Genomic DNA, 15,091 nt, shown 5'->3' with positions numbered 1-15,091 from the left:
CAATGGCGTGTACGGGCGCCCGGGCCGGAAAGTCTTTCCGCGGGAAAATATGATCGCGTTTGTAACCTGTGCTGCTTAGCGACAGTTATACATTCTGATATTCTGTTTAAGCGAATCGACGACGCGGATGAGCCGCGTAAAGGCGGAACTGATTTCATGTACGAGCGAGAACAACTTGAAGTATGGGCCTTGCGTCGAGCTGAAGAGATAGTATTGCGCGAGGGCGTCGGTCTGATGCAGGCGGCCCAGTGGCTCGACAAGAAAATGACGGTCAGAACGTCGAAGCAACTCCGCAATGCGATCTGCAATTCACTACTCGAGGCCATGGCTCTGCCCAAGTTGCCCTCGCCTCCCGAGCAGAATCTCTCGCAACCACGGATCGATATCGGCGCATAGGACCAGGTATTCCTGCTAGTCTTGCTTGGTGCCGACCAGGCCGCTGCCCTCTGACACCGGCGCCATGGCGAAAGCCAGTGCGGTGAACGGCAGGATGACGACAAAGCTTGCGGCAATCCCGTGGAACTCCGCGATGGTGCCAAGCAGCGGCGGGATGCCGATCGTCGCGACAAGCATCACCAGGGACAGTGCGGCGAGGTTCTCGGCCGGCGTGTTGGTGCTGCGCATGGACACGACCGTCGACACGGCCAGCGGATAGTTGAAGGCAACCCCGCTGCCGATCAGCGCGAGCGCGATCGCTGCGACCCATTGCTGCTCGAAATTGAGGATCAGCGCGAGGCCGGCTGCCACGGCAAGGGCCGAGGCCCGCAACAGCAATGACGGTCGAAAGAGCTCGCGCAGCCAGTCGCCGATCAGCCGGGTGATGCCCATTCCGATGGTGAAAAAGGCAAACAGCAGCCCTGCCCGCGCCGGATCGGTTGTGATCCGCTCACGGATCAGGAAAATGCCCCAGTCATAGATCGCACCCTCTATGATGGCGAGGCCGAAGAGCATCAGCGCGACGAGCAGAATGGCGCGTGTCGGCCGGACGAAGATCTGCGCGCGGGCCGCCGACAAGTCTAGGCTGTCGTTCGCGACGTCGGGCGTGATCCGCAGTACGACCAGAGCAGACACGATGACGAAGAATCCGACTCCGCACAGGTGCTGGAAGGGCGTCGCCCCCTGCCCGGCAACCCATCCGGACGTCACTGTGCCGAACAACAGGCCGACCGACCAGAAGCCATGGCTGCGCGACAGCACCTTGACGCCGGTCGATTGCTCGATCCCCGTCGAGATCATGTTCTGCGCGACCTCGAGCATGGTGCGGATGAACGCGAAGAAGATGAAGCCGCCGACGAACCCGATATAGGGCACCACGGAGAGCAGCGGCGTGACGAGCGCAAGGATGATCAGGCTGAAGGCCGCCGTTCGCCGCGGCGACAGCCAGTTGTTGACCTTGCCGGCGACGGGAAGCGCCAGCACCGTTCCGAGCGCACCGCCGAGCAAGGCGAGACCAAGCGTCGCCTTGTTGACCTGCATCGCGGTCTGGATGGCAGGAAGCCGCGTGAAAAGCGAAATGAACAGGATCGAATTGCAGAAGAAAATCAGCGCCGGAGGCGCGAGGATGGGCATATCGGGGAACCGTTGAAAACTGGGAGACGGCAATCGGTGAACGTTTCTTGCGTCGCACAAAGCTGGTTGTCGGACAAGTCGGATTGGGTGCCGGCGTGTCAGAATCGAAAACGTTTCGACCCGTCGCCCCGTTGACGATCTAGTCGCGATTGTTCGCAAATTGATGACGATTTGTAAGCGTCCTGCGGGATTTCGCAAACCGGCGCGTTGATCTATGGGTTGGCCATCAGATTTGGAAAGGCCAGGACATGCTCGTCAATGGAAAATGGACTGCCGACTGGCAGCCGGTGCAGGCGACCGACGCCAAGGGCGGTTTCGTCCGCCAGACCTCCGGTTTCCGCAACTGGGTGACCGTCGACGGAGAGGCCGGCCCGACCGGAGCGGCGGGCTACAAGGCCGAACCGGGACGCTATCACCTCTACGTGGCGCTGATCTGCCCCTGGGCGTCGCGCACCCTGATCGGCCGAAAGCTGAAGGGGTTGGAGGACGTGATCTCGGTCTCCGTGGTCGAACCTGCGCTGACCGATTTCGGCTGGAGCTTCGGCGATTTCCCCGGCGCCGATCGCGATTCCGTCAACGGCGCGTCCTACCTGCACGAGATCTATACCAAGGCCGACCCGACCTATACCGGCCGGGCGACGGTTCCCGTGCTGTGGGACAAGAAGACCGGTACCATGGTCAACAACGAGTCTGCCGACATTCTACGCATGATGAACTCGGGCTTCGGCAACCTCGCCAGGAACGACATCGACCTCTATCCCGAGGCGCTGCGCGACGAGATCGAGGCGCTGAATGCCGAGATCTATCCGGCGCTCAACAACGGTGTCTACCGCGCCGGTTTCGCCACGACACAGGTCGCCTACGAGGAAGCGTTCGGTGACGTGTTCCGGATGCTCGACACGCTCGAGGCGCGGCTTTCCGACGGCCGGAACTACCTGAGTGGCGACCACCTGACCGAGGCGGACATCCGGCTCTTCGTCACGCTGGTCCGGTTCGATGCGGCCTATCACGGGCTGTTCAAGTGCAACCTGCGCCGCCTCGCCGATTATGCCGCGCTCTCGCGCTACATGCTGCGCATCCTTGACCTGCCGGGCGTTCGCGAGACGGTCAGCATTCCGCACATCAAGCACGGCTATTATTCGATCAAGGCGTTGAACCCGACCCGCATCGTGCCCGTCGGGCCGGATCTGCCGGGCCTCTTCCCCGTCGAACTGAAGAGGGCATGACAATGGCCGAAGCCACACGTCTCGTCATCTTTATGCATGGCGTGGGCAGCAGCGGGGCCGACCTGCTGCCGCTCTCCGACCTCTGGCGCGAAGCCCTGCCCGGCACGGTCTTTGCCGCCCCCGATGCGCCCTTCCCCTTCCCTTATGGCATGGACCATCAATGGTTCAGCATTGCCGGCGTAACCGAGGAAAACCGACCTGAACGGATCGTGGCGGCGCGTCCTGAATTCGACCGCGTCATCAGCGAACTCGTCGCCGGGCATGGCTTTGCCGACCGGCTCGACCGGGTCGTTTTCGTCGGGTTCTCTCAAGGGACGATCATGGCGCTCGACGCGCTGGTCTCCGGCCGCTGGCCGGTCGGCGCGATCGTCGGCTTTTCGGGCCGCCTCGCCTCGCCCCTGCCCTATGCACCCCATGCCTCGACCGCGCTGCTCCTGGTGCATGGCGAGGCCGATACGGTCGTTGACGCTGCAGAGACGGCAAAGGCATCAATCGCGCTGGAGGATGCCGGTTTGGTCGTGGAACAGCACATGCTGCCTGGCCTCGGCCATACCATTTCCGCCGAGGGCGCCCAGATCGCCGCAGAGTTTCTGGCGCGCCAAGTCGGCTGACGCGCCACCCGGGCGCGTGGCCGGATCCTCACACGGGATCGATGTCGCCGCGCGCCCACATTTCCATGGTTTCCGCCTTGAAGTCCTCGAAGCGGCCTTCCTCGATCGACTTGCGGATGCCCTGCATGAGTTCCTGATAGTAGGAGAGGTTGTTCCACGACAGGAGCATGCCGCCGAGTGCCTCGTTCGACCGGACGAGGTGGTGCAGGTAGGCGCGGGAATATTCGCGGCTCGCGGGGCAGTTCGACTGCTCGTCGAGCGGCCGCATGTCTTCGGCGTGGCGGGCGTTACGGATGTTGACCTTGCCGCGGCGGGTGAAGGCCAGGCCATGTCGGCCGGAGCGGGTCGGCATCACGCAGTCGAACATGTCGATGCCCTCGGCGACGGACTTCAAAATGTCGTCCGGCGTGCCGACGCCCATCAGATAGCGCGGCTTTTCGGTCGGAAGCACCGGCAGCGTGACGCCCAGCATCTTCAGCATGACCTCCTGCGGTTCGCCGACGGCGAGCCCGCCCACCGCATAACCCTTGAGGTCCAGCTGCTTCAGCCCTTCTGCGGAACGGATGCGCAGGTCGGGTATGTCGCCCCCCTGGACGATGCCGAACATTGCCTTGCCGGGCTGCTCGCCGAAGGCGACGCGGCAGCGCTCGGCCCAGCGCAGTGACATTTCCATCGCCCGCTCGATTTCCTTGGCTTCTGCCGGAAGCGCCACGCATTCGTCGAGCTGCATTTGGATGTCCGAGTCGAGCAGCCCCTGGATCTCGATCGAGCGTTCCGGCGACATGTGGTGCAGCGAGCCGTCCACATGGCTCTTGAACGTGACTCCCTGCTCGTCGAGCTTGCGAAGGCCGGAAAGTGACATGACCTGGAAACCGCCGCTGTCGGTCAGGATCGGATGCGGCCAGCGGATGAGTTCGTGCAGGCCGCCGAGGCGGGCAACGCGCTCGGGACCCGGACGGAGCATCAGATGGTAGGTGTTGCCGAGGATGATGTCGGCGCCCCCTTCCCTGACCTGGTCGAGATACATCGCCTTGACCGTGCCGACCGTGCCGACCGGCATGAAGGCCGGGGTTCGGATCACGCCGCGCGGCATCGAAATCTCGCCGAGGCGGGCCTTGCCGGACGTGGCTTTTAGGGTGAACTGGAACGTGTCGTGCATCGGTTCAGATGTCTTTCCGGAACAACAGGCTGGAATCGCCATAGGAATAGAAACGATAGCCGTCGGCGATCGCATGCTGATAGGCCGCGCGCATGGTGTCGAGGCCGGCAAAGGCCGACACCAGCATGAAGAGCGTCGATTTCGGCAGGTGGAAATTGGTCATCAACACGTCGACCGCCTTGAAGCGGTACCCGGGGGTGATGAAGATGTCGGTGGCGCCCGACCAGGCGAGGATTTCCCCCGTCTCCGAGGCGGCACTTTCGAGCAGGCGCAGCGATGTCGTGCCGACCGAGACAATGCGCCCGCCCCGCGCCCTGACCGCGCTGAGCGCGGCGGCCGTTGCGGCCGAGACATGACCGATCTCGTGGTGCATCTTGTGGTCGGCAGTGTCTTCCGCCTTGACCGGCAGGAAGGTGCCGGCGCCCACATGCAGGGTGACGAAATGACGTTCGATACCGGCTGCGTCGAGCCGGGCGAAGAGCTCGGGGGTGAAATGCAGCCCGGCGGTCGGGGCGGCGACCGCTCCCTCTTCTCGTGCATACATGGTCTGGTAGTCGGACCGGTCCTTCTCGTCCTCGTCGCGCTTGGAGGCGATATAGGGCGGCAGCGGGATATGGCCGACCGTGGCGATCGCCTCGTCGAGGGCCGCACCGGAAAAGTCGAAGCGCAGCGTGACTTCGCCGGCATCGCCCTTGTTCTCGACCAGTGCCCCGAGCGTCCCGAGCAGGCAGGCATTACCCGAATGCCCGAACTCGATCCGGTCGCCGACCTTGATGCGCTTGCCAGGTCGGGCAAACGCTTTCCAGCGGCTCGCGTCGGCTCGCATGTGCAACGTCGCCGAGACCGGCGTCCGCTCGGCACCGTCGCGCAGGCGCACGCCCTCGAGCTGGGCGGGAATGACCTTGGTGTCGTTGAACACCAGGGCGTCACCCGGCCGCAGGAAAGAAGCAAGATCGTAGACGTGACGGTGCTCGAACTGCGGGTCCCCGACCGGTCGGACGACGAGCAGACGCGAATGATCGCGCGGGCTCACCGGCCGCAGCGCGATGTTCTCGTCGGGAAGGTCGAAATCGAACTGGTCGACACGCATGGCTTCAGAGCACCCGGATCATGACAGCGCCGCTGATGAGGAGAATCGCGCCGGCGATCCGCCCGAGGCTCAGTTCGCGCACGGCGACGCCGAGAAAGCCGACGCGGTCGATCAGGAGCCCGGCCATCAGCTGGCCGGTCACGGCAAACGCCATGACGGCCGCCGCGCCGATGCGCGGGGTCAGCAGGATGGCGGTCGTGACATAGAGCGTGCCGAGCGCGCCGCCGGCGACGTAGAGCCAGGGCGCCGGTGTCGCGAAACTCGGCATCCGGCCTTCGGCGCGTGCCATGACGACAGAGACGAGCGCCAGGATGACTGCGCCGGCGAGGAAGGAAATGCAGGCGGCGGCGACCGGCAGGCCGAGGCCGCGGGCGAGCAGCGTGTTGATCGGTGCCTGGATGGCGATCGCCGCGCCTGCTGCAATTCCGAGCAGTGCCCACAAGAAGGATGCCATGGTCATGTCCCTGTGCCAGATGGCCAAAAACGGAAAAAGCCGCCAGCCCCTTTGCCGGGGCCGGCGGCATGGTGACGTAACCGTCGATCAGGCGTCGGCTGCGACCTTCATCGAAACGATCGAATCGGGATCGCGAACCGGCTCGCCCTTCTTGATCTGGTCGATGACGTCCATGCCTTCGATGACCTGGCCCCATACCGAGTACTGCTTGTTGAGCCACGGCGCATCGGTGAAGCAGATGAAGAACTGCGAATTGGCCGAGTTCGGGTTCTGCGAACGGGCCATGGAGCAGGTGCCGCGCACGTGCGGAGTGGCGGAGAATTCAGCCTTCAGGTCCGGCTTCTGCGAACCGCCCATGCCGGCGCGGCCCGGGTTGAAGCTGTCCGAACCCTGCTTGCCGAACTGCACGTCGCCGGTCTGCGCCATGAAGTCCTCAATGACGCGGTGGAACACGACGCCGTCATAGGCGCCTTCGCGCGACAGTTCCTTGATGCGGGCGACATGGCCGGGGGCCAGATCCGGGAAGAGCGCGATGACGACCTTGCCCTTGGTGGTTTCCATGATGACGGTGTTTTCGGGATCCTTGATCTCGGCCATGTTCTTGTCTCCTCTTTGGGGCAAAAGCCCGTTTCTTACTTCTTGCCGACGCTGACCTTGATCATGCGGTCCGGGTCGGAAACCTCGCCGTTGCCGCCTTCGCCACGCTTGATCTTGTCGACATATTCCATGCCTGCGACGACCTTGCCGACGACCGTGTACTGGCCGTTCAGGAAGCCGCCATCGGCAAACATGATGAAGAACTGCGAATTGGCCGAGTTCGGGTCCTGCGAACGCGCCATGCCGATCGTGCCGCGTTCGAACGGCACGTTGGAAAACTCGGCCGGAAGATCCGGCAGGCTGGAACCGCCGGTTCCGGCCGCTCTCGCATCAAAGCCGTTTTCCATGTCGCCATACTGAACGTCGCCGGTCTGGGCCATGAAGCCCTCGATGACGCGATGGAAGGCGACGTTGTCGTACTCGCCCTTTGTGGCCAGTTCCTTGATCTGGGCGACGTGCTTGGGCGCAACATCCGGCAAGAGCTCGATGACGACCGGACCGTCCTTCAGCTGGATGGTCAGATAGTTGTCGTCGGAAGCGGCGTTGGCCGCACCTGCGGTGGCGACGGCAAGGAAAAAGGCAGCGGCAATTTGAAAGAGTTTCATGATCGCTCCAAAGGCATCGGTGATGATCAGCGTGAAAGCTTGGATTTCAGCGCTTGAAAGACGATGGGCGGCACGAAGGCACTGACATCGCCGCCCATGGAGGCGATCTGGCGCACCAATGTGGCGGTAATGGGCCGCGAGGCCGTACCGGCCGGCAGGAAGATGGTCTGCAGGTCCGGTGCCATCTGGTAGTTCATGCCCGCCATCTGCATTTCGTAGTCGAGGTCGGTGCCGTCGCGCAGCCCCCGCACAAGGAGCGTTGCGCCGTTCCGCCGGGCCGCGTCGACTGCGAGGCCATCAAAGGAGACAACCGAAACGTCGCCGGCACGATCAGGCAGGGTTTCGGCGATCGCCTTCTGGATGAGCTCAGACCGTTCATCATAGCTGAACATCGGCGTCTTGCCCGGATGAATGCCGATCGCGACGATCACCTTGGAGACGACGTTCAGCGACTGAACGAGCACGTCGAGATGACCATTGGTCATCGGATCGAATGAGCCGGGATAGAATGCGATCGTCATGGCAGCCCGATGGTTGTTTCGACGCCTTTTGTCATGGAAGAGCTGCTACCGCAAGTGATTTGGGCAGTTCTCCGCCCCCTCCCCGAAGATGAACGATGAATGAATGTGCCATTCAAGGCGGCTTCAGCGGCGTTGTTCCATAAGGGTGTCATCGGGGCAGACAAAGATGCCGCCCCGCGGATGCAAGGGGATGATAATGCTCGCACTTCTCGCCATTTTCGCCGTCGCCGCCGCGCTCTTCACCGAGTTCGCGCTGCTTCTCGTTCGCGCCTATATCGAAACCGGCGAGCCGAACCGGCGCGAAGATGAACGCCAGATGAACGGAACGTTAAGGCGCGTTTCAGCTCGCCCCTATTAAAAACGATTTAATGACGCTGGAACGAATTCTCGCTCCGCGCATTCTGACGGCAGTGCCTGCCGTATTCCGAAAGGACCACTTCCATGCACGACAAGGTTACGATGATCAATCTGGTTTGGGTGGCGATGATGACGGCAATGCTTGCCACATCTGCGACCTTCTACATGAACGACAAGGCTGCAGCGAATTCCTACGGTCCTCCGCTGACTGCCCACTATCACACCTTCGGGCATTAATCGGACTTAAAAACTCTCACGCTACAAGACGTTCAACCGCTGGAGAAAGGAAGGAAGACCATGTTCATCACTTTGACGGTTCTCGCCGCCCTGATCAGCGGCATGTTCGTCGCTTCGGTTGCCTCGACGATCAGCGCGCTGCGGCGCGAGAGCGAGGATTTCAAGGCCCTGATGGAGCGCCACAAGGTCTTCTGATGTGCGGCGGGTCGAATGACCCGCTGAGGTGGCATGTCTTCCGGCTCCTGACCGGACCACCTGCTGCTCGTCTCGCCGATCAACGCCTGCATGCTCCCGAAGATCGACAGGATCGTCCATTAAAAAACCCGCCGTTTCCGGCGGGCTTTTTTTTGTTCCAATCCTCAGTCTTGCGAGGGGGCAGCGCTTTCGCCGCCATTGGTCGGGATGTCCTCGTCGGCCGGAGCCTCGGCATCGTCCTCGCCTTCCGGCTCGCTGATGCGTTCGACCGACACGACCTTCTCGTCCTTGGCGGTCGAAAAGATCGTGACACCCTTGGTGGCGCGGCTGGCGAAGCGGATCCCGTCGACCGGTACACGGATCAACTGGCCGCCGTCGGAGACAAGCATAAGCTGGTCCTTGTCCTCGACCGGGAAGGCGGCGACCAGTTCGCCGATCTCCGCGGTCTTCGACGTATCGGTGGCACGGATGCCCTTCCCGCCGCGCCCCGAGATGCGGAAGTCGTAGGAGGACGACCGCTTGCCGTAGCCCTTCTGCGACACGGTGAGGACGAACTGCTCGCGAGCCTTCATCATCTGGTAGTCGCTTTCCTGGAGATCGCCTTCCTCGACGACTTCCTCGCCGACCAGCGCAATATCCTCCTCCTCAACGCCCATCGCGCGACGTTCAGCCGCCGAACGTTTGAGATAGGCGGCGCGCTGCCAGGGCTCGACATCGACATGGCCGAGAATGGTCATGGAGATGATCCGGTCGCCATCGGCGAGCGAGATGCCACGCACACCGATCGAATTGCGGCCGGCAAAGACGCGCACGTCATCGACGGGGAAGCGGATCGCCTGGCCGAGCGCGGTCGTCATCAGCACGTCATCGCGATCGGTACAGGTCTCGACCGAGAGGATCTCGTCACCCTCGTCCTCGAGCTTCATCGCGATCTTGCCGTTGCGGTTCACCTGGACGAAATCGGAGAGCTTGTTGCGTCGAACCGTGCCGCGGGTCGTCGCGAACATCACGTCGAGATTGTCCCAGCTCTTTTCGTCCTCCGGCAGCGGCATGATCGTCGTGATGCGTTCGCCGGGCTCCAGCGGCAGCATGTTGATCAGCGCCTTGCCGCGCGAGGTCGGTGTGCCGATCGGCAGGCGCCAGACCTTTTCCTTGTAGACAATGCCGCGCGAGGAGAAGAACAGCACCGGCGTGTGCGTATTGGCGACGAACAGGCGGGTGGCGAAATCCTCGTCCTTCATCGCCATGCCGGACCGGCCCTTGCCGCCGCGGCGCTGGGCCCGGTAGGTGGCGAGCGGTACGCGCTTGATGTAGCCGGCATGCGAGACGGTGACGACCATGTCCTCGCGGGCGATCAGATCCTCGTCGTCCATGTCTGGACCGCCTTCGATGATCACCGTGCGGCGCGGCGTGCCGAATTCGTCGCGAACGGCCGTCAGCTCGTCCTTGACGATGGTCTGGATGCGCAGGCGCGACGACAGGATTTCCAGATAGTCGGTGATCTCGGCGCCGATCTTGTTCAGTTCGTCGTCGATTTCGTCGCGACCAAGGGCGGTCAGGCGTGCCAGACGCAGTTCGAGGATGGCGCGGGCCTGTTCCTCGGAGAGGTTGTAGGTCAGGTCCTCGTTGATGCGGTGGCGCGGGTCGTCGATCAGGCGGATCAGCGACTCGACGTCATGCGCCGGCCAGCGGCGGGTCATCAACTGCTCGCGCGCGGTCGCCGGATCGGGCGCGCGGCGGATCAGATTGATGACTTCGTCGATATTGGCGACGGCGATGGCGAGGCCGACCAAGACATGGGCCCGTTCGCGCGACTTGCGCAGCAGGTACTTGGTACGCCGGCTGACGACTTCCTCGCGGAAGGAAACGAAGGCGCGCAGCATGTCGAGCAGGCTGAGCTGTTCCGGCTTTCCGCCGTTGAGTGCCACCATATTGCAGCCGAACGAGGTCTGCAGTGGGGTGTAGCGGTAGAGCTGGTTCAGAATGACGTCGGCATTGGCGTCGCGCTTCAGTTCGATGACGACGCGATAGCCCTCGCGGTCGGATTCGTCGCGCAGGTCGGAAATGCCCTCGATGCGCTTCTCGCGCACCAGTTCGGCCATCTTCTCGATCATCGTCGCCTTGTTCACCTGATAGGGAATCTCGGTGATGATGATCTGCTCGCGGTCGCCACGCATTGGCTCGATGCGGGCCACGCCGCGCATGATGACCGAGCCGCGGCCGGTCTCGTAGGCTGACCGGATGCCGGAACGGCCGAGGATCATCGCGCCGGTCGGGAAGTCGGGCCCCGGGATGATCTGCATCAGGTCCGACAGCTCGATCGCCGGATCGTCGATCAGAGCGATGCAGCCGTCGATGACTTCGGTGAGATTGTGCGGCGGGATGTTGGTCGCCATGCCGACGGCGATACCGCCGGCGCCGTTGACCAGCAGGTTGGGGAAGCGGGCCGGAACGACCGACGGTTCCTGCATGGTGCCATCGTAGTTTTCGCGGAAGTCGACGGTTTCCTTGTCGAGGTCGTCGAGCAGCGAATGCGCGACCTTCTGCAGGCGGCATTCCGTGTAACGCTGGGCGGCCGGCGGGTCACCGTCGACCGAACCGAAATTGCCCTGGCCGTCGATCAGCGGCAGGCGCAGCGACCAGTCCTGGGCCATGCGGGCGAGCGCGTCGTAGATCGCGGCGTCGCCGTGCGGGTGATATTTACCCATCACGTCGCCGGTCACGCGGGCCGACTTCACATATTTCTTGTTCCAGTCGATCCCCATCTCGCTCATCGAGAAGAGAATGCGTCGGTGAACAGGCTTCAGACCGTCGCGGACGTCTGGAAGCGCGCGGCTCACGATGACGCTCATCGCGTAATCGAGATACGACCGCTGCATTTCCTCCATGATGGAAATCGGCTCGATGCCTTGGGGGAACTTGCCGCCGGGAGTGTTTTGCTCAGTCAAATCAGGTCACGATCTTGGTTCGGAATCACTCGTCAGTTTATAGCCGAAAGGGGCGTCATGCGCCAATTTCGCGCCCCTTCGCGCAGCGGTTATAAACAGCTCTTTTGCGGCGCTGGAAAGGCAGGCAGATCAAGAACTTGCAAAGGCGGAGCCGCTGGCATTTAAATATCGGCCGAATTGGGGGAAAGCCATGGCCGGCACCGATGTAATGATCAATGCCTTCACGACTCTGCTCGTGACCGTCGACCCGCCGGGTCTCGCCCCGCTCTTCCTCGGGCTGACCCAGGGAATGACCCGTGGCGAGCGCAAGCAGGTCGCCGTCCGTGGCTCTCTGATCGCCTTCGCCATCCTCGCCGTCTTCGCCCTGTTCGGCGCCGCGATCCTCGGCGCGCTCGGCATATCGATGGGCGCCTTCCGCATTGCCGGCGGCCTTATGCTGTTTGCCATCTCCTTCGAGATGATTTTCGAGAAGCGCAACGAGCGTAAGGAAAAGACCACCGACGCGGCGATCACCAAGGACCATATCCACAATCTCGCGGTCTTCCCGCTGGCTATCCCGCTGATCGCCGGACCCGGTGCGATCTCGGCGACCGTGCTCATCGCCGGCACGATGGGCGATGTGGTCGGCAAGGTGCAGTTGATCCTCGTCATCGGCGCCTGCGTCGCACTGGTTTTCCTGGCGCTGTCGCTCGCCGAACGGCTCAACCGTTTCCTCGGCGTGACCGGCCGGGCACTGCTGACCCGCCTGCTCGGTGTGCTTCTCTCCGCGCTGTCGGTGCAATTCGTGGTGGACGGGGTCAGATCCGCCTTCGGGATCTGACCCTTCCAAGCGAAGGCGCCGTTCCTCCGGCGCTTATGCCCCGTAGTCGACGAAGGTCATCATCCCGGTTGCCATATGGTAGAGGTGGTGGCAGTGGAGCGGCCAGCGACCCGCATTGCCAGCCTCGAAGGCGATCTCGACGCTCGACATGCTCGGCACCAGTACCGTGTCGCGCCATGCACCCTCGAACCGCCGTCCGTTGATGCCGACCACCTGGAAGTGATGACCATGCAGGTGCATCGGGTGGGACATCATCGAATGGTTCATGAACGAGACCTCCACCCATTCACCCTTTCTGACCCACGGCGCGGCGCCCTGGATCGACCAGGTGTAACCGCGCATGTTGCCGGTCAGCATCAGTTGATGGCGGCGGGCGACGGTACCACGGGAGATCGGAGCGAGGGGACGCAACACTCCTTCGATACCAAGGTCGACCAGGGGCGCGGCCGCCTCGCCCGATGGCGCGATCTTGCTGATCGTGGCACCCGCGGTCGCCAGGATCATCCCAGTTCGTTCGACCGCCCCCTCGCGCAACGCCAGGATCGGGTAGGCGCCATCCCCCTGCGGCAGCGTCATCCTGAGGTCGATGCGCTGACCCATGCTCATCGGAAAGCGGTGGCCAGGGACCGGGGCCACCGGCTGTCCATCGACGGCGATGAGTTCGGCGGACACGCTGCCGGTGTGGATCGTGAACGCGGTCGCCGTAGCCCCGTTGATGATGCGCAGCCGCACGGCACCGCCCTTCTCCACGCGATGGATCTCAGGATCGTCGAGGCTCCGGTCATTGGCGAGATAGGCATCATAGTCGATGTCGTTGAGGTCCATGCCCATCATGCCCATGGCTCCGCCCATCATCGGCGCCGTCCGCGGGTCTCCCATCATCATTCCCGGCATCGTCATGCCGCCCATATCGTGTGTCATGCCGGACATGCCGCCCATATTCATCCCCATGCCGGCGTGCCCGCCCCCGCCCTGGAGATCGGCAAGCAGTTCCTCTGCAGAGCGGAAGGAGAAGTCATGCAGCAGCATGATCACCTCCTGTTCGTCGCGCTGCCGGTCATCGGCGGTGCGCACGATCAGCGGTGCGGCGAGAAGCGCCTGTTCCTGGAGCGTGTGGGCATGCATCCAATGGGTGCCACCGGCACCCACCGGAAAACCGTAGCGTCGGGTCTGACCTGGCCCGAGCAAGGCCGCCGGATTGTCGGGCACGCCGTCCTGTTCCCAGGGTGGGGTCAGGCCGTGCCAGTGGATCAGCGTCGCCTCGCCGGTCTGGTTGGCAAGTTCCACGTCGAAAAGCGCGCCGGCGTCGAGCGTCAAACCGGGGCGGCCGTCGGGCCGCGTCAGTCCGAAGACTTTGGCGGCCTTGCCCCTCACCTCGATCGTGCGGCTGGTCACCGCAAGACGATGGGCGGCGGATGCCGGGGGAGTAGAGCTACCGGCGGCCGGGTTGGAGGTCTGGCCGGCAGTCGAGGGTGCGGGCTTGACGGCGCAAGCGGCCGCCCCGGCCAGAAGGCCGGTCATGAATTGGCGTCTGTACATGGTTTCAGTCCTCATGTCGGCAATCCTGCCGTGAGAAATCGGGAGATGCGGAGAAGCGCGGCGCAGTGCCGCGGCCGTCACGCCTGATTTCGAGGAGGACCGAGAAGCGGGACCGGGCAATGGCCGGCAAGCCGCGGCATGCGGCAGTCGAAACTGCCCGCCATGACCTGCGGAACGAAGCGGGGGATTTCGGTCGGGGCGGTCGCCTGGAAAACCGCACAGGTGAGCATGGCACAAGATTTCATGGTGGGGGCGACCGGTGCGTCCTTGCCATGATGAGTGCCGACCTTGCGGAGATGCATGTCATGCTGTGCCGATGCGCCCGGAACGGCGATCGCACATGCCATGGATGCCGAGGCGAACGGTGTCGCCATCAACAGCATCGCCAGCAACATGACCGTAAAGCGTCGCAGCATGGAACCTTCTACCGTTATCCCGTACGACCCGTACAGTAGCGGCGGATCGCGGCATTTCCTTGACCGCGATCAAGTGATGGTGATCAGCGTCCGAAAACAGGCTCGTACAACAAGAAACGGGGGCCGTGGCCCCCGCATAGTCTCATTGGCGAAACAGGCTCAGAACGGGATGTCGTCATCCAGATCGCGCGAAAATCCGCCCGACGGAGGGGCGCTTGCGCCACCGCGCTGCGAACCGCCGCGCGAAGGGGCCGGCGCGCCATAGTCGTCACCGCCGCCATAACCGCCGCCGAAGTCGTTGCCGCGCGATGCACCACCGCCCTCGCCGCGACCGCCCAGCATGGTCAGGTTGCCATTGAAGCCCTGCAGAACCACTTCGGTCGAATACCGGTCCTGGCCGCTCTGGTCCTGCCACTTGCGGGTCTGCAGCTGGCCCTCGACATAGACCGTCGAGCCCTTCTTCAGATACTGCTCGGCCACCTTGCACAGACCTTCGTTGAAGATCACCACGGTGTGCCACTCGGTCTTTTCCTTGCGCTCGCCGGTGTTGCGGTCGCGCCAGCTCTCCGAGGTGGCAATGCGCAGGTTGGCGATCGGTCGACCATCCTGGGTTCGGCGAATTTCCGGGTCGGCGCCCAGATTGCCGATCAAAATTACCTTGTTGACGCTGCCAGCCATAACTCTCACCCTGCCGTCGCCGGTGCGGCGACTTCCAAAATCACAATCGCGACACCTTAAACCAAGACT

Annotated in this window: 18 protein-coding genes; 7 read left to right on the top strand and 11 right to left on the bottom strand. The window is 63.2% G+C overall.

Features of this window, described 5'->3' with window-relative positions:
* The first annotated feature begins 156 nt into the window (after positions 1 to 156).
* Positions 157 to 396, top strand: a complete 240-nt coding sequence (locus HHL25_RS05345) for a hypothetical protein (RefSeq protein WP_169587977.1) — start codon at positions 157 to 159, stop codon at positions 394 to 396.
* 15 nt (positions 397 to 411) lie between these two features.
* Here the strand turns inward: HHL25_RS05345 and HHL25_RS05340 are convergent, their stop codons facing one another.
* Positions 412 to 1,569: an MFS transporter gene (locus HHL25_RS05340; RefSeq protein WP_169587975.1), complete on the bottom strand. Its 1,158-nt coding sequence runs from the start codon at positions 1,567 to 1,569 to the stop codon at positions 412 to 414.
* 248 nt (positions 1,570 to 1,817) lie between these two features.
* Between HHL25_RS05340 and HHL25_RS05335 the strand changes: the two genes are divergently transcribed.
* Positions 1,818 to 2,795, top strand: coding sequence for a glutathione S-transferase family protein (locus HHL25_RS05335; protein ID WP_169587973.1), 978 nt, complete (start codon positions 1,818 to 1,820; stop codon positions 2,793 to 2,795).
* A gap of 2 nt (positions 2,796 to 2,797) precedes the next feature.
* Complete coding sequence (locus HHL25_RS05330; protein ID WP_169587971.1) at positions 2,798 to 3,406, top strand: alpha/beta hydrolase; 609 nt, start codon at positions 2,798 to 2,800, stop codon at positions 3,404 to 3,406.
* A gap of 28 nt (positions 3,407 to 3,434) precedes the next feature.
* On the opposite strand, the gene tgt is transcribed toward HHL25_RS05330, so the two are convergent.
* The 6 genes from tgt to coaD all read right to left on the bottom strand — a co-directional run bounded on the left by tgt (position 3,435) and on the right by coaD (position 7,832).
* On the bottom strand, positions 3,435 to 4,565 hold the full coding sequence (gene tgt / locus HHL25_RS05325) for a tRNA guanosine(34) transglycosylase Tgt (protein WP_169587969.1): 1,131 nt from the start codon (positions 4,563 to 4,565) through the stop codon (positions 3,435 to 3,437).
* A gap of 4 nt (positions 4,566 to 4,569) precedes the next feature.
* Positions 4,570 to 5,655 (bottom strand): tRNA preQ1(34) S-adenosylmethionine ribosyltransferase-isomerase QueA, encoded by a 1,086-nt coding sequence (queA, locus tag HHL25_RS05320; RefSeq protein WP_169587967.1) that lies wholly within the window; start codon positions 5,653 to 5,655, stop codon positions 4,570 to 4,572.
* Positions 5,656 to 5,659: 4 nt separating this feature from the next.
* Positions 5,660 to 6,109 carry a DMT family transporter gene (locus tag HHL25_RS05315; protein WP_169587965.1) on the bottom strand — a complete coding sequence of 150 codons (450 nt, stop codon included), beginning with the start codon at positions 6,107 to 6,109 and terminating at the stop codon, positions 5,660 to 5,662.
* An 87-nt stretch (positions 6,110 to 6,196) separates the two neighbouring features.
* Positions 6,197 to 6,706: a peptidylprolyl isomerase gene (locus HHL25_RS05310; protein WP_169587963.1), complete on the bottom strand. Its 510-nt coding sequence runs from the start codon at positions 6,704 to 6,706 to the stop codon at positions 6,197 to 6,199.
* Positions 6,707 to 6,741: 35 nt separating this feature from the next.
* On the bottom strand, positions 6,742 to 7,311 hold the full coding sequence (locus tag HHL25_RS05305; protein WP_169587962.1) for a peptidylprolyl isomerase: 570 nt from the start codon (positions 7,309 to 7,311) through the stop codon (positions 6,742 to 6,744).
* Between the two features lie 26 nt (positions 7,312 to 7,337).
* Positions 7,338 to 7,832, bottom strand: coding sequence for a pantetheine-phosphate adenylyltransferase (gene coaD, locus HHL25_RS05300; protein ID WP_169587961.1), 495 nt, complete (start codon positions 7,830 to 7,832; stop codon positions 7,338 to 7,340).
* Between the two features lie 196 nt (positions 7,833 to 8,028).
* On the opposite strand from coaD, the gene HHL25_RS05295 reads away from it, so the two are divergent.
* The 3 genes from HHL25_RS05295 (at position 8,029) to HHL25_RS23610 (ending at position 8,621) form a co-directional block, all read left to right on the top strand.
* The gene (locus tag HHL25_RS05295) at positions 8,029 to 8,190 is read left to right on the top strand and encodes a hypothetical protein (protein WP_169587960.1); all 162 of its coding nucleotides are present in this window, start codon (positions 8,029 to 8,031) and stop codon (positions 8,188 to 8,190) included.
* Between the two features lie 83 nt (positions 8,191 to 8,273).
* Positions 8,274 to 8,426 carry a hypothetical protein gene (locus HHL25_RS05290; protein ID WP_169587958.1) on the top strand — a complete coding sequence of 51 codons (153 nt, stop codon included), beginning with the start codon at positions 8,274 to 8,276 and terminating at the stop codon, positions 8,424 to 8,426.
* 60 nt (positions 8,427 to 8,486) lie between these two features.
* Entirely contained in the window at positions 8,487 to 8,621 is a 135-nt protein-coding gene (locus HHL25_RS23610) for a hypothetical protein (RefSeq protein WP_261345107.1), read from the top strand.
* Positions 8,622 to 8,785: 164 nt separating this feature from the next.
* Here HHL25_RS23610 and gyrA read toward each other — a convergent pair whose 3' ends face one another.
* Positions 8,786 to 11,569, bottom strand: a complete 2,784-nt coding sequence (gyrA, locus tag HHL25_RS05285; protein ID WP_169587956.1) for a DNA gyrase subunit A — start codon at positions 11,567 to 11,569, stop codon at positions 8,786 to 8,788.
* 190 nt (positions 11,570 to 11,759) lie between these two features.
* Between gyrA and HHL25_RS05280 the strand changes: the two genes are divergently transcribed.
* Positions 11,760 to 12,389 carry a MarC family protein gene (locus tag HHL25_RS05280; protein WP_169587954.1) on the top strand — a complete coding sequence of 210 codons (630 nt, stop codon included), beginning with the start codon at positions 11,760 to 11,762 and terminating at the stop codon, positions 12,387 to 12,389.
* A gap of 33 nt (positions 12,390 to 12,422) precedes the next feature.
* Here the strand turns inward: HHL25_RS05280 and HHL25_RS05275 are convergent, their stop codons facing one another.
* The 3 genes from HHL25_RS05275 to HHL25_RS05265 form a co-directional block, all read right to left on the bottom strand.
* Entirely contained in the window at positions 12,423 to 13,928 is a 1,506-nt protein-coding gene (locus HHL25_RS05275; protein ID WP_169587952.1) for a multicopper oxidase family protein, read from the bottom strand.
* 77 nt (positions 13,929 to 14,005) lie between these two features.
* Positions 14,006 to 14,344, bottom strand: a complete 339-nt coding sequence (locus tag HHL25_RS05270) for a hypothetical protein (RefSeq protein WP_169587950.1) — start codon at positions 14,342 to 14,344, stop codon at positions 14,006 to 14,008.
* 159 nt (positions 14,345 to 14,503) lie between these two features.
* Positions 14,504 to 15,022: a single-stranded DNA-binding protein gene (locus HHL25_RS05265; protein ID WP_169587948.1), complete on the bottom strand. Its 519-nt coding sequence runs from the start codon at positions 15,020 to 15,022 to the stop codon at positions 14,504 to 14,506.
* Positions 15,023 to 15,091 lie beyond the last annotated feature (69 nt).

Source organism: Rhizobium terricola (assembly GCF_012927355.1).
GTDB classification, from domain to species: Bacteria; Pseudomonadota; Alphaproteobacteria; order Rhizobiales; family Rhizobiaceae; genus Allorhizobium; species Allorhizobium terricola.
The sequence above is the reverse complement of the archived record's forward strand: the minus strand, read 5'-3'. Positions and strand labels throughout refer to the sequence as shown.